This window comes from Salipiger sp. H15 (genome assembly GCF_040409955.1).
In the GTDB taxonomy this organism is placed as follows: domain Bacteria; phylum Pseudomonadota; class Alphaproteobacteria; order Rhodobacterales; family Rhodobacteraceae; genus Salipiger.
The window spans coordinates 1,720,592-1,738,561 of record NZ_CP123384.1; the positions used below are offsets into that span (position 1 = coordinate 1,720,592).

General features: G+C 68.2%; 20 protein-coding genes and 2 tRNA genes. 10 read left to right on the forward strand and 12 right to left on the reverse strand.

Annotation, left to right across the window (positions count from 1 at the left end; translation table 11 throughout):
- Positions 1–86: 86 nt before the first annotated feature.
- The 8 genes from ptsP to PVT71_RS08470 all read right to left on the reverse strand — a co-directional run bounded on the left by ptsP (position 87) and on the right by PVT71_RS08470 (position 7,608).
- Complete coding sequence (gene ptsP, locus PVT71_RS08435) at positions 87–2,336, reverse strand: phosphoenolpyruvate--protein phosphotransferase (RefSeq protein ID WP_353471348.1); 2,250 nt, start codon at positions 2,334–2,336, stop codon at positions 87–89.
- 288 nt (positions 2,337–2,624) lie between these two features.
- Positions 2,625–3,884, reverse strand: coding sequence for an aspartate kinase (locus tag PVT71_RS08440; RefSeq protein WP_353471349.1), 1,260 nt, complete (start codon positions 3,882–3,884; stop codon positions 2,625–2,627).
- 179 nt (positions 3,885–4,063) lie between these two features.
- Positions 4,064–4,534 carry an SgcJ/EcaC family oxidoreductase gene (locus tag PVT71_RS08445; RefSeq protein ID WP_353471350.1) on the reverse strand — a complete coding sequence of 157 codons (471 nt, stop codon included), beginning with the start codon at positions 4,532–4,534 and terminating at the stop codon, positions 4,064–4,066.
- Complete coding sequence (locus PVT71_RS08450) at positions 4,512–5,156, reverse strand: SDR family oxidoreductase (RefSeq protein WP_353471351.1); 645 nt, start codon at positions 5,154–5,156, stop codon at positions 4,512–4,514. The genes PVT71_RS08445 and PVT71_RS08450 overlap by 23 nt, the downstream gene beginning before the upstream one ends.
- Before the next feature lie 10 nt (positions 5,157–5,166).
- Entirely contained in the window at positions 5,167–5,610 is a 444-nt protein-coding gene (locus PVT71_RS08455; RefSeq protein ID WP_353471352.1) for a DUF1178 family protein, read from the reverse strand.
- A 60-nt stretch (positions 5,611–5,670) separates the two neighbouring features.
- Positions 5,671–6,030, reverse strand: a complete 360-nt coding sequence (locus PVT71_RS08460) for an NUDIX hydrolase (RefSeq protein WP_353471353.1) — start codon at positions 6,028–6,030, stop codon at positions 5,671–5,673.
- A 143-nt stretch (positions 6,031–6,173) separates the two neighbouring features.
- On the reverse strand, positions 6,174–7,388 hold the full coding sequence (locus tag PVT71_RS08465; protein ID WP_353471354.1) for a glycosyltransferase N-terminal domain-containing protein: 1,215 nt from the start codon (positions 7,386–7,388) through the stop codon (positions 6,174–6,176).
- A gap of 136 nt (positions 7,389–7,524) precedes the next feature.
- Positions 7,525–7,608 (reverse strand) — tRNA-Tyr (locus PVT71_RS08470).
- 151 nt (positions 7,609–7,759) lie between these two features.
- Between PVT71_RS08470 and rlmB the strand changes: the two genes are divergently transcribed.
- The 5 genes from rlmB to PVT71_RS08495 all read left to right on the forward strand — a co-directional run bounded on the left by rlmB (position 7,760) and on the right by PVT71_RS08495 (position 11,373).
- On the forward strand, positions 7,760–8,539 hold the full coding sequence (rlmB, locus tag PVT71_RS08475; protein WP_353471355.1) for a 23S rRNA (guanosine(2251)-2'-O)-methyltransferase RlmB: 780 nt from the start codon (positions 7,760–7,762) through the stop codon (positions 8,537–8,539).
- Positions 8,540–8,666: 127 nt separating this feature from the next.
- Entirely contained in the window at positions 8,667–9,788 is a 1,122-nt protein-coding gene (ribB, locus tag PVT71_RS08480; RefSeq protein WP_353471356.1) for a 3,4-dihydroxy-2-butanone-4-phosphate synthase, read from the forward strand.
- 2 nt (positions 9,789–9,790) lie between these two features.
- On the forward strand, positions 9,791–10,342 hold the full coding sequence (locus PVT71_RS08485) for a 6,7-dimethyl-8-ribityllumazine synthase (RefSeq protein ID WP_353471357.1): 552 nt from the start codon (positions 9,791–9,793) through the stop codon (positions 10,340–10,342).
- Positions 10,339–10,821, forward strand: coding sequence for a transcription antitermination factor NusB (gene nusB / locus PVT71_RS08490; protein ID WP_353471358.1), 483 nt, complete (start codon positions 10,339–10,341; stop codon positions 10,819–10,821). Before PVT71_RS08485 ends, nusB begins: the two co-directional genes overlap by 4 nt.
- 240 nt (positions 10,822–11,061) lie before the next feature.
- Positions 11,062–11,373 (forward strand): hypothetical protein, encoded by a 312-nt coding sequence (locus PVT71_RS08495; protein ID WP_353471359.1) that lies wholly within the window; start codon positions 11,062–11,064, stop codon positions 11,371–11,373.
- A gap of 354 nt (positions 11,374–11,727) precedes the next feature.
- Here the strand turns inward: PVT71_RS08495 and PVT71_RS08500 are convergent, their stop codons facing one another.
- Both PVT71_RS08500 and PVT71_RS08505 read right to left on the reverse strand, forming a co-directional pair.
- A complete protein-coding gene (locus PVT71_RS08500; RefSeq protein ID WP_353471360.1) occupies positions 11,728–12,468 on the reverse strand; it encodes a hypothetical protein in 741 nt (246 codons plus the stop codon).
- Positions 12,465–13,832, reverse strand: a complete 1,368-nt coding sequence (locus tag PVT71_RS08505; protein WP_353471361.1) for a hypothetical protein — start codon at positions 13,830–13,832, stop codon at positions 12,465–12,467. Before PVT71_RS08505 ends, PVT71_RS08500 begins: the two co-directional genes overlap by 4 nt.
- A 109-nt stretch (positions 13,833–13,941) precedes the next feature.
- On the opposite strand from PVT71_RS08505, the gene PVT71_RS08510 reads away from it, so the two are divergent.
- Positions 13,942–14,397 (forward strand): MmcB family DNA repair protein, encoded by a 456-nt coding sequence (locus PVT71_RS08510; protein WP_353471362.1) that lies wholly within the window; start codon positions 13,942–13,944, stop codon positions 14,395–14,397.
- A gap of 24 nt (positions 14,398–14,421) precedes the next feature.
- On the opposite strand, the gene PVT71_RS08515 is transcribed toward PVT71_RS08510, so the two are convergent.
- Positions 14,422–14,616 (reverse strand): DUF6324 family protein, encoded by a 195-nt coding sequence (locus tag PVT71_RS08515; protein WP_353471363.1) that lies wholly within the window; start codon positions 14,614–14,616, stop codon positions 14,422–14,424.
- A gap of 78 nt (positions 14,617–14,694) precedes the next feature.
- On the opposite strand from PVT71_RS08515, the gene PVT71_RS08520 reads away from it, so the two are divergent.
- Together PVT71_RS08520 and PVT71_RS08525 are read left to right on the forward strand one after the other, a co-directional pair.
- Positions 14,695–15,195 (forward strand): GNAT family N-acetyltransferase, encoded by a 501-nt coding sequence (locus PVT71_RS08520; RefSeq protein WP_353471364.1) that lies wholly within the window; start codon positions 14,695–14,697, stop codon positions 15,193–15,195.
- A gap of 53 nt (positions 15,196–15,248) precedes the next feature.
- Positions 15,249–15,325: transfer RNA gene (locus PVT71_RS08525), tRNA-His, on the forward strand.
- A gap of 138 nt (positions 15,326–15,463) precedes the next feature.
- On the opposite strand, the gene PVT71_RS08530 is transcribed toward PVT71_RS08525, so the two are convergent.
- Positions 15,464–15,787 (reverse strand): DUF6476 family protein, encoded by a 324-nt coding sequence (locus tag PVT71_RS08530; RefSeq protein WP_353471365.1) that lies wholly within the window; start codon positions 15,785–15,787, stop codon positions 15,464–15,466.
- On the opposite strand from PVT71_RS08530, the gene PVT71_RS08535 reads away from it, so the two are divergent.
- Positions 15,786–16,814 carry an RluA family pseudouridine synthase gene (locus tag PVT71_RS08535; protein WP_353471366.1) on the forward strand — a complete coding sequence of 343 codons (1,029 nt, stop codon included), beginning with the start codon at positions 15,786–15,788 and terminating at the stop codon, positions 16,812–16,814. The genes PVT71_RS08530 and PVT71_RS08535 overlap by 2 nt on opposite strands.
- Positions 16,815–16,994: 180 nt before the next feature.
- Positions 16,995–17,891, forward strand: coding sequence for an RNA polymerase sigma factor RpoH (rpoH, locus tag PVT71_RS08540; RefSeq protein ID WP_353471367.1), 897 nt, complete (start codon positions 16,995–16,997; stop codon positions 17,889–17,891).
- The last annotated feature ends 79 nt before the right edge of the window (positions 17,892–17,970 follow it).

Below are 17,970 nucleotides of genomic sequence, written 5' to 3' on the forward strand. Positions count from 1 at the left end.
TCCCGTGTCAGAAGGCCGGCGATGCGCGCAGGAAGATTGTCGCCCGGGGCGTCGGCGAACCGATGCGCCGGGCGAGGCTCAATCCTTCAGCCCTGCCAGCGCATGTATTCCATGACCGCCCCGCGCACCGACTGCTCGCCGCGCTCGCGCGCGTCGCAGATCACGTCGTAGAGCGCATCGAGGTCGGTGCGCATGATCAGGCTCTTGACCGGCCCGATCGAGGCCGGGCGCATCGACAGCCGGTGCAGGCCGATGGCGGCGAGGCAGATCGCCTCGATTGGCCGGCCCGCATCCTCGCCGCAGAAGCTGAGCGGCGTGCCGGTGGCCGAGCAGCGCTGCACGATCTGCTCGAGGAAGGTCAGGAAGCTGACGTTGAGCGTATCGTAGCGCCGCCGCACCCGCTCGTTCTCGCGGTCGGCGGCGAAGAAGAACTGCTTGAGATCGTTGCCGCCGATCGAGACGAACTCGACCTCCTCGAAGAACTTGTTCGAAGCATAGGCAAGGCTCGGCGTCTCGAGCATGGTGCCGACCGAGATCTTCTCGGGGACCACGTGGCCGAGTTTGCGCTCGGTGGCCACGGCCTTGTCGACCTCGGCCCGCGCGGCGCGGAACTCTTCCCACTGCGCGACGAAGGGGAACATCAGCGTCAGCGGCCGCCCCTCGGAGGCGCGCAGCAGCGCCTGCAGCTGCATGCGCATGACGCCGGGCCGGTCGAGACCGACGCGGATCGCCCGCCAGCCGAGCGCCGGGTTGGGCTCGTCGGTGGGCTTCATGTAGGGCAGCACCTTGTCCGAGCCGATGTCGAGCGTGCGGAAGATCACCGGCTTGTTGCCGGCGGCCTCGGCGGCCTCGATCACCCGCTTGTAGACCGCCACGAGATCGGTGCGCGAGGGCATCTTGTTGCGCACGAGGAACTGCAGCTCGGTGCGGAAGAGGCCCACGCCCTCGGCGCCGGAGCTTTCCAGCGAGGGCAGGTCGGCCAGCAGGCCCGCGTTCATGTAGAGGCTGATGCGCTTGCCGCATTGCGAGATCGCGGGCTTCTGCCGGATCGAGGCGTAGCGCTCCTGCGCCTCGGCCTGCATGGCGATCTTGTCGCGGAAGGCGGTGACCACGGTGTCGTCGGGGCGCAGGTGCACGATGCCCTGGTCGCCGTCGACCATGATGTGATCGCCGTTCAGCGCCTCGGTGGTGATGCGCGGCGCGTTGATCACCAGCGGGATCGCCAGCGCGCGGGCGACGACGGCGGCGTGGCTGCCGACCGAGCCTTCCTCGAGCACGACGCCGCGCAGGCGGCGGCCGTATTCGAGCAGCTCGCCGGGGCCGATGTTGCGCGCCACCAGGATCGGATCGGTGGGCATCGAGGCGCCGGTGTCCTTGCCCTGGCCGGTGAGGATGCGCAGGAGCCGGTTCGACAGGTCGTCGAGATCGTGCAGCCGCTCGCGCAGATAGTTGTCGGTGACCTGGCTCATCCTGGCGCGGGCGGCGGACTGTTCCTTTTCCACCGCGGCCTCGGCGGAAAGCCCGCGCGAGATGTCCTCTTCCATCCGCCGCCGCCAGCCCTTCGAGTTGGCGAACATGCGATAGGCCTCGAGCACTTCGAGCTGCTCGGCGTCCTCGACCGCGCCGGCGAGCATCTCGTCGACGCTGACGCGCAGCTGGTCGATGGCGTCGCCGAGCCGCTCGCGCTCGCGCTCGGGGTCGTCGGCGACGAGGTTGGTGACCATCACCCGCGGCTCGTGCAACCAGACATGGCCCTCGGTCGTGCCCTCCTGCCCGGTGCCGCCGCGCAGCATGGTGGGCTGGGTGTGCCGCGCCGAAAGCGCCGCCGTGTCGCCGACGAAGGCGCCGAGCTCGGTCATCTCGGCGAGCACCATGGCGACCACTTCCAGCGCGTAGACCTCGTCTGAGGTGAACTCGCGCTTCTGCTTGGTCTGCACCACGAGCACGCCCAGCGTCTCGCCGAGGCGCTGGATCGGCACGCCGAGGAAGCTGGAGTAAATCTCCTCGCCGGTCTCGGGCATGTAGCGGAAGCCGCGTTCGGTGGGCGCGTCGGCGGTGTTGACCACCTTGCCGCTGCGCGCGACCCGGCCGACGAGGCCCTCGCCCATGCGCATGCGGGTCTGGTGCACGGCCTCCTTCTTAAGGCCCTCGGTGGCGCAGAGCTCGAGCGTCTCCTCGTCGCGGAAGAGATAGATCGAGCACACCTCCGAACCCATGGAGTCGGCCGTCAGATGCGTGATCTTGTCGAGGCGCGCCTGCCCGGCAGCATCCTCGGCCATGGTGTCCCGCAGCCGCCCCAGCAGCTTGCGGCTTTCGCTTTCCGTGCCATCCGGCATAGTGTGCTCGACTTCATCCGTTCCGGTCTCCCGATCAGCTATATGCGGTTTGCTCCGAGAAAGGAAACGGCATCAAATACACCGGTCGCAATCCTGTGTCCCTACCGGGACTCTGCCGGGGGATTGCGCTTCTTTTCTGGTCTCATTTCCGCGGGATGCTCGTCCGCCGGAGGTGTGGAATAGCCAATCCGGAATGCGAATAAAGAAAAACGGCGCCGAAATGAACGGCGCCGCAATTCGTGATGCTGCTGAGAGCGCGCCGGTAATCGGGCCGCGCGCGGAAAGGTCTCAGACCGGCTTTTCGAGCTCGAAGGCGTCGTGCAGGGCCTGGACCGCAAGCTCCATGTACTTGCGCTCGATCAGCACGGAAATCTTGATCTCGGAGGTGGTGATCACCTGGATGTTGATGTTCTCGTCCGAGAGGATCTTGAACATCTTGGCCGCGACGCCGGCCGCCGACCGCATGCCGATGCCGACGACGGAAACCTTGGCGACCTCGGTCTCGGTCTCGAGCTTGTCGAAGGTCAGCGTGCCCGCCGCCTGCGCGTCGGCCAGCGCCTTCTCGGCGCGCTTCACCTGGTTGACCGGGCAGGAGAAAGTCATGTCGGTGACGCCACCTTCATGGTCCTTGTAGTTCAGCTCGGACACGTTCTGCACGATCATGTCGACGTTCACGCCCGCATCGGCCAGCGTGCCGAAGATGGCCGCGGCGATGCCCGGACGGTCGGCGATGGTGACGAGGGTCATCTTGGCCTCGTCGCGCGAGAAGGCCACACCGGCCACAACTTTCGATTCCATGATATCCTCCTCGTCGCAAACGAGCGTGCCTGCCTCGTCGGACTGTTCCTCGAAGCTGGAGAGCACCCGCAGCTTCACCTTGTAGCGCATTGCAAGTTCGACCGAGCGGGTCTGCAGCACCTTGGCGCCGAGCGACGCGAGTTCCAGCATTTCCTCGAATGAGATGCGGTCGAGCTTGCGGGCCTTCTCGCAGACGCGCGGGTCGGTGGTGTAGACGCCGTCGACGTCGGTGTAGATGTCGCAGCGCTCGGCATCGAAGGCGGCGGCGAAGGCGACGGCGGTGGTGTCCGAGCCGCCACGGCCCAGCGTGGTGATGCGGCCCTCGGGGCTGATGCCCTGGAAGCCGGCGACCACGGCCACCTTCATGCCCTCACCGAACTTGCGGTTGATGTTCTCGGACGGGATCTCCTCGATGCGCGCGGAGCTGTGCGCCGAGGTGGTGATCAGCGGCACCTGCCAGCCCTGCCAGCTGCGGGCGGGGATGTCCATTTCCTGCAGGGTCAGCGCCATCAGGCCGGCGGTCACGTTCTCGCCCGAGGACACGACGGCGTCATACTCGCGCGCGTCGAACAGCGGCGAAGTCTCCTCGACGTAGCCGACGAGCTTGTTGGTCTCGCCCGACATGGCCGAGACGATGACGATCACGTCGTAGCCCTTGGCCACCTCGACGCCGACGCGTTTGGCAGCCCGGCGAATCCGGTCCAGCGTGGCGACGGATGTGCCGCCGAATTTCATCACGAGAACGGGCATGGCGCCTCCCCGGGTGTCCTTTGAATCAGCGGTCCTTTACGCGGGGGGGCGGGGCTGCGCAAGGGGATTGCACGGCCGCCGCGAGCGATCGCTGCGTGAGGGGTAGGGTCCGTGAGTATTTTCGGAAAGATGAAAGCGCCCGCAGTTCCGGGATGTTCGGGGACGGGGCGCGGCGGGGCTCAGCGACCGCGGTAGTCGGCGGGCGAAAGCCCGTCCTGCGCGACGAAGGTTTCCTGCCCCGGCACGACCTCGGTGTTCTGCGCGGCGACCGCTTGCCAGCCCTCGGCGCGGCGCTCGAGCACGAAGATGAGGATGGTCTGGCGCGGCCCGGCCGCGGTGCCGTCGGGCGCGCGCTGGCCGGTCATGTGGAAGCGGCAACGCACCACGGCATGGTCGGTGCCCAGCATTCGAACGGCGATGCGCCCGGGGCGCAGCGTGGTCGCGGCGAAGAAGCTCTTCAGCGCGTAGTCGTGCGGGCGGGCGATGGCCTCGCGCCCGGTCCACCAGAGGCCGGTCACGTTGACGAACTCGGCGTCCTCGGCGAAGAGCGCGGCGATGGCCGCACCCTCGCGCGTGGCCCAGGCGCGGGCAAAGGCGGCGGGGAAATCCCCGGGCCGCCGCGGCAGGTCAGTAACGGTGGGGCCGGCCATCCCAGGTCTCGAAACGGCCGGTGGACTCGAGGCTCAGCGCCTCGAGCCGGTCGGCGAGCCCCTCGGCGGATTGCCGGGGCGTCAGTTCCGCCGCCGCGCCGCCCATATCGGTCGAGACCCAGCCGGGGTGGTAGATGCCGACCGCGATGCCGCGCGACCTGAGCCCGGCGGCGAGGTTGCTGCCGAGGTTCAGCACCGCCGCCTTGGAGGCGCGGTAGATCAGCGCGTTGCCGCTGGCGAGCGCGTTCGAGCCCATCTGCGACGAGATGATCATGATCTTCGGCTGCGCCGCGCGTTCGAGCAGCGGCAGCATGGCCTGCACGGTGAGGAAGGTGCCGGTGACGTTGACCGCGAAGGTTTCGGCCCACATCTCGGCCGAGTAGCCGGTGTCGATCTGCTCGGGCCGGTCGAGGAAGACGCCGGCGTTGCAGACCAGCGCGTCGAGCGCCATGTCGCCGAGCGAGGCCGCGAGCGCGCGCGGCCCGGCGGGATCGGTCACGTCGAGCGGCAGCAGGCCCGGGGTGTCGCGGGCGGTGCCGAGCACCTCGTGTCCGCGGGCGCGCAGGGTCTCAGAGAGCGCCGCGCCGATTCCGCGGTTGGCGCCGGTGATCAGCAGGGGCATGGGCAGGCCTTCAGTTGGATTTCCGGGTGGGCAGGAAGGGCAGGGGCGCGACGGGCACGCCATCCTCGATCAGCGCCTTGGCCTCGTCGCCGCGGGTCTCGCCCCAGATCGGCCGGTGCGGGGTGTCGCCGCTGTGCATGGCGCGCGCCTCGCGGGCGAAGTCGCGGCCGACATAGTCCGAGGTCTTCTCGACGTGCTCGCGCAGGGCGCGCAGGGCCTGTTCCGCCTCGGAAGAAGGTTCGGAGAGGTTCGGCTTCTGCGGCGCGGGGGTCTGCTCGGGGCGGGCCGCGCCGCTGTTCACGCGCGGCGCCATGGGCACCTTCTCGACCTTGGACGAGCCGCAGACGGCACAGGCCACCATGCCCGCCGACTGTAGCTTGTCGAAGGCGCTGGCCGACTGGAACCAGCTGTCGAAGCGGTGGTCTTCCGCGCATTTGAGAGAGTACTGGATCATGCGGCTTTTCCGAAATGATCCCTTTTACCTAGTCAAATTCCCGGAGAGATCAAGCCGGGGTCAGTGGTGGCGCAGCGGCGGCCGGAAGTTCAGCAGCAGGTTCGCGAGCCCGGGCTGATCGACCAGTTCGGCCGCGCGTTTCGGACTGACCCAGCGCTGCTTGCGCTCGCCGCGCTCGGGGTAGCTCTTGTCCCGCGACTCGACCTCGAGCGGATAGACCAGCGCCATGTGCGGGTGCGGCGAGTTGCGCTTCATGTAGACGAAGCCGCCGACGCAGGTTTCCTGTACGAGGCCGCGGATGCCGGCCTCTTCCCAGGCCTCGCGCGCCGCCGACTTCGCCGGGCTCTGGCCTTCGACCGGCCACCCCTTGGGAAGCGTCCAGCGGCGGCTGCCGCGGCTGGTGATGAGCAGGACCTTCAATTTTCCGTCACGAATGCGAAAGCACAGCGCGGCATATTGCACGTGCGTGCGCCTCGGCAGTTGGCCAATTCGCGGTGCGCGGGGGGAAATTTCCGGCGATGCACTCATCCTGTTGTCCTGCTCGTTTTGAGAGGATGGTGCGCCTATTTCGTCGCCGCGTCTATATGCAGGGTCAGATCTTCGACGAGATCGGCGGCAGATGCCTCGGGTTCGAGCAGGGCGCGGGCGGCGGCCCCGGCGCTGCGCTGCGCCTTTTCGTCGGAAAGCGCCAGCAGGGCGGCCGCGAGGCTGGCCGCGTCGGTGATCGGCGAGGCCGCACCGGCGGCGTCGAGCAGGCCGAAGGGCACGCGGAAATTGCGCACATCGGGGCCATGCAGCAGCGCCGCACCAAAGGCCGCGGGCTCGTAGGGCGTGTGGCCGCCGCGGTCGGTGAGCGTGCCGGCGATGAAGACCCGCCCCGCGAGCCGGTAGAAGAGCGCCATCTCGCCCAGCGTGTCGGCAAGGTAGACATCGGCACCGCTCGGCGTCTCGCCGAGGCTGCGGCGCGCGCAGCTGAGGCCGCGGTCGGCGGCGAGCCGGGCGATCTGCTCGGCCCGGCGCGGGTGGCGCGGCGCGAGAATCAGCCGCAGCCCGGGCTCCTGCAGGCGCGCCTCGGCATGGGCGGCGAGCACGGTCTCGTCCTCACCCTCGTGGGTCGAGGCGGCGAGCCAGGTGCTGGCGCGCGAGAATTCCGCCTCGAGCGCGGCGTCGTGCTGCTCGGGCGGGGTGTAGAGCGCCTTGAGATCGACCACCGGGCCGCAGGCCTGTTTCGGCAGGCCGGCCTCGAGGAAGCGGTCGCGCGAGTCGGGATCCTGCGCCGAGAGGAAGGCGATGCGATGCAGCACCCGCGCCTGCAGCCCGCCGAAAAGCCGCCAGCCCTTGGCGGTGCCCTCGGTCAGCCGTCCGCCCAGCACCAGCACCGGGCCGGGGCAGGTCAGCAGCCGGTGCGGCCAGAGCTCGGATTCCATGGTGATGTGGCTGCGCACGTTCCAGCGCCGGTGCATGCGCTTCGAGGCGCGGGCAAGGTCGAGCGGCGCGAGTCGCGCGCAGAGGCCCCAGCTTTGCGCCAGCGCCACGCCCGACTCGGAATTGCAGGTGACCAGCAGCTTCATCGCGGGCCGGGCGGCGCGCAGCGCCTCGATCACCGGCCGCGCCGAGGCCAACTCGCCGTTCGAGGCCGCGTGCAGCCAGACATGCGCGCCGGGATTCGCCTTGCCATGCCCGAGTCGCGCGCGCAGCCCGTCCCAGTCGCGTCTGAACGCGGCGCGAACCAGCACCACGGTCGCGAACAGGGATAACAGCAGGCGGTAACGCAGCATCGGTCGGGCTGGGTCCTCGTGAATATGAAAAAGGCACTTAGGCCGAAGGGCCAAGCGCCGCAACACTCTGGAGCAGCGTGATAACACATCACTGCCGAAAGCATGTATAGAAGGAGATGTCGTCTGGGAGGGAAAGTGGTGGGCGACCCTGGAATCGAACCAGGCGTGCGTCTCCGCGAGGGAGTTACAGTCCCCTGCCACACCTTGCGGCCTGTCGCCCACTTTCCGCCGTCTCCGGCGTCCTCTGCCGTTTGACCGGCGTCGTGGGGCGCTGACTACAAGCAGTCAAAAGGGCCGTCAACAGGAAAATATCTTGCAGCGCGTCACGGGGCGATGCAGAGACCGAAGCTCAGGAAAAAGGGGCGCGTGCCATGGTCAAGAAACCGAAGTGGGTGGTCGAGAAGGAACAGACGAAGAAGGCCAAGGCGGCCGAGACCGTCTGGCTGTTCGGCCTGCATGCGGTGCGCGATGCGCTGATGAACCCGAAGCGCGAGAAACTGCGCTTGATATTGACCTTGAACGCAAAATCCAAGCTCGAGGACGCGCTGGAGGCGGGCGGAATCGAGCCCGAGATCCACGATCCGCGCAAGTTCGGCGCGCCCATCGACCCGCAGTCCGTGCACCAGGGCGCGGCGCTGGAAGTCAAGCCGCTGAACTGGGGCCGACTCGAGGACGTGGCGCTTGGCGATGGCAAGACGCCGCCCCGCCTGGTGCTTCTCGACCGGGTGACCGATCCGCATAACGTCGGGGCAATCCTGCGCTCGGCCGAGGTGTTCGGCGCGCAGGCGGTGATCGGCACGCTGCACCACTCGGCCCCCGAGACCGGCGCGCTGGCGAAAACCGCCTCGGGCGCGCTCGAACGCCAGCCCTACCTGCGCGAGCGCAACCTCGCGGACACGATCGTCGCGCTGCAGGGGATGGGGTACATCGTGCTGGGTCTCGACGGTGAGGCCGAGGTGAGCATCGACGAGGCGATGGAGGGCAAGCGCGACCGCGCCGTGGCGCTGGTGCTCGGCGCCGAGGGGCCGGGGCTGCGGCAGCGCACCAAGGAGACGGTCGACCAGCTGGTGAAGATCGAGTTCGCGCGCGGCTTCGGCTCGCTCAACGTCTCGAACGCGGCGGCGGTGGGGCTCTACGCGGTCCGTCCCTGAGACTTCATGCCCCGGCGCCTCCGGGCGCCGGGCACCTGCACAGGGTGCAGCACAGTCCCGCACAAAAACCGGCCTAGTCTTTTTTGCCCTCCTGCCGTATTTGGCGGGTGCAGATCAGAGAGGCGAAATGGTGGATTACAAGACCCCCGGCCCGGTTGAAGAAAACTGGAAAGACGCGATCTCTTCGGTGGAAGAGATCATCGAAGATGCCCGCAACGGGCGCATGTTCATCCTCGTCGACCACGAGGACCGCGAGAACGAGGGTGACCTCGTGATCCCGGCGCAGTGGGCGACCCCCGACGCGATCAACTTCATGGCCACCCATGGCCGCGGCCTGATCTGCCTGTCGATGACCTCCAAGCGCATCGACGAGCTCGGCCTGCACCTGATGTCGGTCAACAACTCCTCGCGCCACGAGACGGCCTTCACCATCTCGATCGAGGCCCGCGAGGGCGTGACCACCGGCATCTCGGCCGCCGACCGCGCCAAGACCGTGGCCGTGGCGATCGACGCCTCGAAGGGCGCTGCCGACATCGCCACCCCGGGCCACGTCTTCCCGCTGCGCGCCAAGGACGGCGGCGTGCTGGTCCGCGCCGGCCATACCGAGGCCGCGGTGGACGTCTCGCGCCTTGCCGGGCTGAACCCCGCCGGCGTGATCTGCGAGATCATGAACGAGGACGGCACCATGTCGCGCCTGCCCGAGCTGGTTGCCTTCGCGCAGCGCCACGGGCTGAAGATCGGCACGATCTCGGATCTGATCGCCTACCGCCGCCGCCACGACAACCTCGTGCGCGTGCGCTCCGAAGAGGTCGTCCGCTCGGAATTCGGCGGCGACTGGCACATGCGCATCTACACCGACCAGAGCCACGGCGACGAGCATATCGTGCTGACCAAGGGCGATATTTCCGGCCCCGAGCCGGTGCTGGTGCGGATGCACGCGCTCGATCCCATGCTCGACATCATCGGCACCGGCCACGAGGGCCGCTCGGACGAGTTCCGAGACTCGATGAAGGCCGTCGCCGAAGAGGGGCGCGGCGTGGTCGTGCTGCTGCGCGACACCTCGATGAAGCTTGAGTTGCATGACGACGTCTCTCCGCGCACGCTGCGTCAGTACGGGCTCGGCGCGCAGATTCTCTCGTCGCTCGGCCTGTCGAAGATGGTTCTGCTGACCAACTCGCCCACCCCGCGCGTCGTCGGGCTCGAGGCCTACGGGCTCGAGATCGTGGGCACCCGCAAGATCGGAGAGTGACGATGGCCTCGAGCGAAACCCATTACACCCTGCCGCGCGCTGAGTTCGACAGGCCGGTGAAGATCCTCATCGTCGTCGCTCCCTACTACAAGGATATCGCCGACGAGCTGGTCGCCGGTGCCATCGCCGAGATCGAGGCGGCGGGCGGCTTCCATGAGATCGTCGAGGTGCCGGGCGCGCTGGAAGTGCCGACCGCCATCGGCATCGCCGAGCGCATGTCGAACTTCGACGGCTACGTGGCGCTTGGCTGCGTGATCCGCGGCGAGACCACCCATTACGACACGGTCTGCAACGACAGCTCGCGCGGGCTGACGCTGCTCGGCCTGCAGGGGCTCTGCATCGGCAATGGCATCCTCACCGTCGAGAACTACGAGCAGGCCCGGGTCCGGGCCGAATCGCAGGGTCAGAACAAGGGTGGCGGTGCCGCTGCTGCGGCCTTGCATCTTGTCGCTCTGGCCCGTAGGTGGGGCGGCGCCCGCAAGGGGGTGGGATTCGTGCCCGCCCAGGATGAATATCAGATCGCGGGCGCTTCCAAAGGAAAGCATAGCGCATGACGACCCCGGTCCCCCCCTCCGGCAATCTCAAACGCCGTATGAAATCCGCATCGCGGCTCTATGCCGTGCAGGCGCTCTACCAGATGGAGCTCTCGGGCACGACGGCCGAGAAGACGATGCGCGAATTCCTCGACTACCGCTTCGGTGCGGAGGTCGAAGAGGGCGTGGAGCTGGTGGACGGGGACGTCGACCTCTTCGGCAAGCTGCTCGGCGAGGCGGTGAACTGGCAGGCGAAGATCGACCAGATGACCGACCGCGCGCTCGTCGCGAAATGGCCGATCGACCGGATCGACCCGATCCTGCGCGCGCTGTTCCGCGCCGCCGGCGCCGAGCTGGTGGCGCTCGACACGCCGCCCAAGGTGGTCATCACCGAGTTCATCGACGTGGCCCGCGCCTTCTTCAACGAGGGCCGCGAGGTGCAGTTCGTCAATGCCGTGCTCGACCACATGGCGCGCGAGGCGCGGCCCGAGGCGTTCTGAGCCGGGCCGGGGAGGGGCGCTGCCCCGATTGACCCCGGGATGTCCGAACATGGAAAAGGCCGGTCGCGCGGGGGCGTGACCGGCCTTTTCGCGTCGCGGGCCCATGTCCTCGCGGCAGCCTGTCTTGTGTTCCGGCCCGGGCTTCCTAGATTCCGATGTGACGGGGCGGAATTTTCCGCGGGGCTTGTGCTTTGTCACGGCTGCGCTACGCTTCGTGAGACAGAAGAAGGAGAGAGTCACATGCCGAAACTCGTCCGCCTCTACATCAGCCAATGCGCGATCGGCTTCGGCCTGTCGGCGGGTTTCGTGGCGCTGCTGCTCTGGCAGAACGTCGCCAACCTGCAGCACCTGGTGACCCATTCCGACGCGGGGATGCTGGCGGTGTTTCTCCTGTGGCTTTTCAATGGCCTGGTCTTCGCGGGCGCGCAGTTCGGCATGACCGTGATGCGCATGTCCGGCGATCAGGACCGCCCGGCCGGCGGCAAGCGCATGGCGCTCGAGCCGATGCCGATCCGCATCCCCGTCGAGCAGAAGAAGCGCCGTCTTCTCTGATCCCGGGCCAGCCGGACGTGATTCGAAGCGCCTCCTCGCGGGGCGCTTTTTTCATGCGCGCGTCATGAATGGAGACCTGCGCGCAAAAAGAACGGCCCATCGCCGGGCCGCGCCTGTTCGGATCGTTCTGTGGGGGGAAGCGGCGGGAACCGGTCCTTCCGTGGGGTTATCTCATTCCCGAGGACCTGTATATACAGGTGGGCGTCAGGTAACCGGACCAGGGCCCGGACAGAGCCAACTCCCTCGGAATTGCTTAAGGCCACCGGAATGCAACCATGCACGCAAAGGTCAGAACCCGCCTGATCCCGAGATAGTATCGCCGGGGCCTTTCGACAAGAGGCAAGCTGTGTCCGGTCAGCCCTCGTCCGTCACGAATTTGTATCGGGCCAGTTCCTCGGGCAGCAGGATGTAGATCTGGTCGGCGGGCGTGGCGAGCGCGGGGCGCAGCACCATGGGATCGATCCCCATCTCCTCGAGGTATTCCATCACGTCGCCCTGGCCGCGCTGGATCTGCTCGACCGCGACGAAGGCGGGCAGCAGCGTGCTTTCGCCGAAATAGTGCTGGTGAACGCCGACCGAGGCGCCCTCGGCGATCTCGCGCGTGGTGCCCGAGGCCAGCAGGTAGGGGCAGGCGGAATAGCAGAACTCGCCCTCCAGCATCCGCGTGGCGAGTCCCAACTGCCGCACGTGCCGCCCGATGGCGAGCGCGTCGGGCACTGAGCCGCCGGGGCTCTGCAGGATCAGCGTCTCGATCGTACCTGCCTCGACGAGCGCCGCGATGACCCGTTCGGCGTCGCCCTCGGCGATGGTGCCCTCGAGCCGCCATGTCGCGCCCTCGGCGCGGGTGAGGGCGAGGCGGCCGGGCATCTTGCCGGGATCGCGCAGCGGCACGAGCGGCGGCAGGTCGCGGCCCGGCGCGAAGGTGCGGCGCTGGTCGCCGGGCTGCACCGGCTGCGACAGGCGCGGCGCCGAGGGACCGAAGCGGGGCAGGGAGAAGTCGCTGCCGCCAAGATCGCCGAGCACGAGGAAGGCGCCGAGCGCCAGTTGCAGCACCAGAGCGCCGGTCAGCGCCCGGGCGACGGTGAGGTGCCTCATGGCGTGCGCCCGGTGAAGCGCGAGACCTCGGGGCTGTCCGCCGGGGAGGAGGCCGGACCCGTGACCGGCGCGGGCGCCTGCGGCACGGCCTCGGCGCTGGCGGGGGCTGCGGCGGGTGCCGGGTGCAGCGCGAAGTCCACGTCGCGCATGGCGTGGAGGGCGGCGCGAAGCTCGGCGAGGGTCAGCGTGTCCTCGATCTCGGCCCCCTCGCGCCCGTGGCGGATCGCGCCATGGGTGACGGCGAGGATCAGCACCAGCACCGCGGGCAAGAGGTCGATGGCGATGGCACCGGCCCAGGAGGGGATGAAGTTGCGCGCGTACATGATCACCGCGTCGGCGGCGGAGACGGGCGTGTAGGTCACCTCGGCGGCGGGCTGCAGCGCCAGCACGTTCTGCGCGGCGCGCTCGAGCGTGGTGGCGCGCTGGCCGAGGACTTCCAGCACCGAGGTGATGGTCGCGGCCTGGTTGCCGCGGTCGGCATCATTGCGCCCGTCAAGCTCGGGCAGCACCACCGAGGCGGCCAGGTCCTGCGCCGCGCGCTCGACCAGTGGCGCGACCGAGAGCTGGCGAAGCTGCGCGATGAGGCCCTGAAGCTCGACCGCCGCCTCGGAAAACTCCACCGAGCGCGGCTCGACCGGGCCGGGCTCGACGGTGAGGGCGCGCATCCGCGACAGTATGGCGTTGCCCTGCGCGAAGGCGCTGTCCACGAGCGGCGTCTGCTCGGCGATCTGCGCCTCGAGCGCCGAAAGCTCCGCCGCCTTCTGCCGCAGCACCCGGAACACCGCGCCGCGCCCGGCGAGGCCGGAGAGCGAGCCCTGCGCCTCCTGCTCCGAGAGGTCCTCGAAACTCTGCCGCACCCGCGCCACGTCGCGTTCCAGCGACTGGCCGGTGAGGGCGATCTCATGCGTGCGCTCGAGCGCGCCCTGGTAGTCCTGCACGGTTTCGGCGAGGTGCTGCTCGACCGCCGCCGAGCCCGCCAGCGCCGCGGCGTTGAGCCAGGAGGACATGGCGATGATCGCCAGCGAGCCGAGCCCCATCGCCCCCAGCAGCCCCATGCGCGAGCGCGTCGAGCGCATCGCCGGGAAGAGCCGCATCAGGTAGGACCAGAACACGAAGATGCCCACCGAGACCGCCACCGAATAGGCGATGGCGGCAAAGACGGTGAAGGCGCCGCCCTCCTCGAGCAGCGACGAGACCCCGAGATAGGTGTAGATGCCCGAGGCCACCGAGAGCACGCCGAGCGCCGTGCCCGAGAAGGTGTCGAGCCATCCCAGATGCGATTCGAGCTCGCGCGCGTGGCGGATGCCGCGGGTCCGCGACCGGGCGGAGCGGGTATCGTCGGTCTCGTCGGGGACGGTGGTCATGGGCGGGGCCTCCTGCAACCATTTGACAGGAAATAGGCGCAGAGACGGCGCAAAAAAGAGTGAGGCGCCTCGCGCTTGCGTTTGTTCACCTATTGTTCATAGTGGGGGCATGAGCATGCTGAGCGAAACCCCGATGATGCCCGGCCAGCTTCTGGCGCGGGGCGTGTGCCGTCACCTTGCCAGTCTCGGCTTCGCGCCGGTCGAGGAATTCGTGCCCGAGCGCGGCCGCCGCGTCGATGTCATGGCGCTGGGGCCGAAGGGCGAGATCTGGGTGGTCGAGTGCAAGAGCAGCCGCGCCGACTTCATGTCGGACGGCAAGTGGCAGGGCTATCTCGATTGGTGCGACCGCTATTTCTGGGCGGTTGACGAGGTCTTTCCGACCGACCTGCTGCCCGAGGGCACCGGGCTCATCATCGCCGATGCCTATGACGCGGAGATCCTGCGCATGGCCCCCGAGCACAAGCTCAGCGGGGCGCGGCGGGCGGCGCTCACGCGGCGCTTTGCGACCCATGCGGCGCGGCGGCTGCACGCGCTGCGGGACCCCGAGGCGCGGCTCGACGCCTAGGGGTAGATCGCGCGGCGGATGCGCTCAGCGGCGCGTCTTCATGTTGCGCGCGGTGGCGGCGGCGGCCCGCAGCTCCTCGGCGATTTCCTCGGCTTCCTCGGGATCGAAATCCATCGGGATCTCGAGATCGCCGGCGTAGACGTAGAGACGCACCATCCCCTGGTCGGTCGGGCCGATCTGCAGGTTGGCTTCGATGTCGCGTTCGGTGTTGATCCCCATGACCGTCCCCATGAAACTGGAATTGCGCGGGCTTAGACCCGCGGGGTGCATATTGCAAGCGCGGGGGGCAGGATGTCCATGTTGCACGAGGTTGAAGAGGGGCTTGAGCTGAGGCTCTACGAGGCGGCCGACCGGGACTGGCTGGTGCGCCAGCATGCCGAGCTCTACGCCCGCGACGAAGGGTTCGACGACACGTTCGGTGCGCTGGTCGAGCAGATCCTGCGCGGCTTCGAGGCGGGGCACGACCCGGCACGCGAGCGCGGCTGGATCGTCTGGGACGGGGAGGCGCGGCTCGGCAGCATCTTCTGCGTGGATGCGGGCGGGGAGCAACTGGCCAAGCTGCGGCTCTTCCTGCTGTTGCCCGAGGCGCGGGGCAGGGGGCTGGGGCAGCGCCTGCTGGACACCTGCCTCGGATTCGCGCGTGACGTCGGGTACACCAAGATGACGCTCTGGACCCACGAAAGCCACCGCGCCGCCTGCGCGCTCTATGCGAAGAACGGGTTTTCCCTTGTGTCTTCGGTACCTGTGACCAGCTTCGGGGTGGCTCTGGTCGAGCAGCACTGGGAGCGTGCAATTTAACTCAGGATTGGGGCTTGCAATCGAAAAAGGCTGGCGTTATTCCCCCCGAGCGTGCCGCCTTAGCTCAGTAGGTTAGAGCGCTTGATTGTGGATCAAGAGGTCTCCCGTTCGAACCGGGAAGGCGGTACCATCTCCCCCTCATCAGAGTAACGACAGATCGCCCCTTCACGGGCGGATCGCGTTTCTCATGCTCGGGGTTCTGCTTCGCCTGTGCTTTCCCGCGGTATCCGGGGGATTCCTTGCCATAGGAAAATCCCCGGGACGGGGCTCAATCGGCGGGGGTGATGGCGATGGTCTGGCGCAGCGCGTGGCTCTTGCGGTCGAAGATGAGAATCTGATCGTCCTCGGTGACCACGGCGTACCAGTCGCCGCCTTGCGTGAAGGCGTTGGCCTTGGCGCCCGAGGGCAGGGTGATCTCGGCGGGCAGCGGCGCGGGGGCGGTGGTGGCGGCCGTGAAGCGGATGACAATCAGCGACACAATGGCTACAAGCCCTGCGATCATCACCGCCGTGAGCACCGTGACCAGCCGCCGCAGGAAGCGCAGGTTGGCCGGTTCGGGCAGGATTTCGGGATCTTCAGGAGTATTGGACATGGAGCAGCCTCTGCGCGTCGTCATCGGGGAAGCCCCGCCGCCGCGTCTTGATAAGGCGCTGGCACGCGATGTGCCAGAGGAAGCCGCGCTGTCGCGCACGCGCCTCGCGAAGCTGATCGCCGAGGGCGCGGTCTCGCGCGCAGGCGAGGTGCTGTCCGATCCCAAGACGAAGGTCGAAGAGGGCGACGTGCTGGAGATCAGCGTGCCGCAGGCCGAGGAGAGCCACATCGGCCCCGAGGAGATTGCGCTCGACATCGTCTGGGAGGATGCCGACCTCGTGGTGGTCAACAAGCCCGCGGGCATGGTGGTGCACCCCGCGCCGGGCACGCCGACCGGCACGCTGGTCAACGCCCTGCTCTGGCATTTCGGCGACGATCTCTCGGGCGTCGGCGGGATGAAGCGGCCGGGCATCGTGCACCGGATCGACAAGGACACCTCGGGCCTGCTGGTGGTGGCGAAATCCGACCGGGCGCATCACGGGCTTGCCGAGCAGTTTGCCCGCCACAGCGCCGAGCGCGCCTATCTCGCGCTGGTGCACGGCGTGCCCTCGACCGCCGATCCGCGCCTGCACGGCGTGCGCGGCGTCTCGGTCGAGCCGGGCGAGGTGATCCGCATCCAGTCCGGCCTCGCGCGGCACAAGACCGACCGGCAGAAGCAGGCGGTCTATTTCGACGGGCAGGGCCGGCACGCGACGACCCGCGCGCGGGTGCTCGAGAGCTTCGGCACGCCGCCGACGATCGCGCTGGTGGAATGCCGGCTCGAGACCGGGCGCACGCACCAGATCCGCGTGCACATGGCCCATGCCGGGCACGGGCTGATCGGCGATCCGGTCTATGGCGGACGCCGCAGGATCGCCGCCAAGGCGCTGCCGCCGCAGGTGGTCGCCGAGGTCGAGGCCTTCGACCGGCAGGCGCTGCATGCCGCGCTGCTCGGCTTCGAGCACCCGGTGACCGGCGAGCATCTCAGCTTCGAGGCGGAGTTGCCGGAGGACATGGCGCATCTGCTGCAGACACTGCGTGGCGAGTGACATAAGCTTCGCATCTGCGTGAGCTCGCCGAAATCCGGATCCGCGCGACGGAGTTATGAGTTAAATACGTGATAACCTTGAACACCCTACTGTGCGTTACCGCGCGGAGGGGCGGTTGAATTCAATCGAGGGAGTGCCCATCTGGCATGTTAACCCTCATAACATTGGAGGAAGGGGCACGTGAGCAACTACGCTAATCTGCCGGCGCCGTCGCCGGAAGCCGGCCTCAGCCGTTACCTGCAGGAGATCCGCAAGTTCCCGCTGCTGGAGCCGGAAGAGGAATACATGCTGGCCAAGCGCTGGGTCGAGGAGCAGGACGCGGCCTCGGCCCACAAGATGGTCACCAGCCACCTGCGCCTCGCCGCCAAGATCGCCATGGGCTATCGCGGCTACGGGCTGCCGCAGGCCGAGGTGATCTCGGAGGCCAACGTCGGGCTGATGCAGGCGGTGAAGCGTTTCGACCCCGAGAAGGGCTTCCGCCTCGCGACCTACGCCATGTGGTGGATCCGCGCCTCGATCCAGGAGTACATCCTGCGGTCCTGGAGCCTGGTGAAGCTGGGGACGACCTCGGCGCAGAAGAAGCTCTTCTTCAACCTGCGCAAGGCCAAGAACCGCATCGGCGCGCTCGAGGAGGGCGACCTGCGGCCCGAGCATGTCGAGAAGATCGCCACCGACCTCGGCGTCTCCGAGGACGAGGTGATCTCGATGAACCGGCGCCTGTCGGGTGGCGACGCCTCGCTCAACGCGACCGTCGGCTCCGAGGGCGAGGGGACCATGCAGTGGCAGGACTGGCTCGAGGACGAGGATGCCGACCAAGCCGCCGACTATGCCGAGCGCGACGAGATGGACGCGCGCCGCGCGCTGCTGGCGCAGGCGATGGACGTGCTGAACGAGCGCGAGAAGGACATCCTTACCCAGCGCCGGCTCGCCGAGCAGGCGGTCACGCTCGAGGAGCTTTCGGGCATCTATGACGTCAGCCGCGAGCGCATCCGGCAGATCGAGGTCCGCGCCTTCGAGAAGCTGCAGAAGCGCATGCGCGAACTGGCTCTTGAGCAGGGCATGCTCACCGACGCCTGAGCCTTTCCCGGCTTGACCCATGCAAACGCCCGTCGCCCTGCGGCGGGCGTTTCGCTTGCGGGCGGCGCTGTCGGCGCTA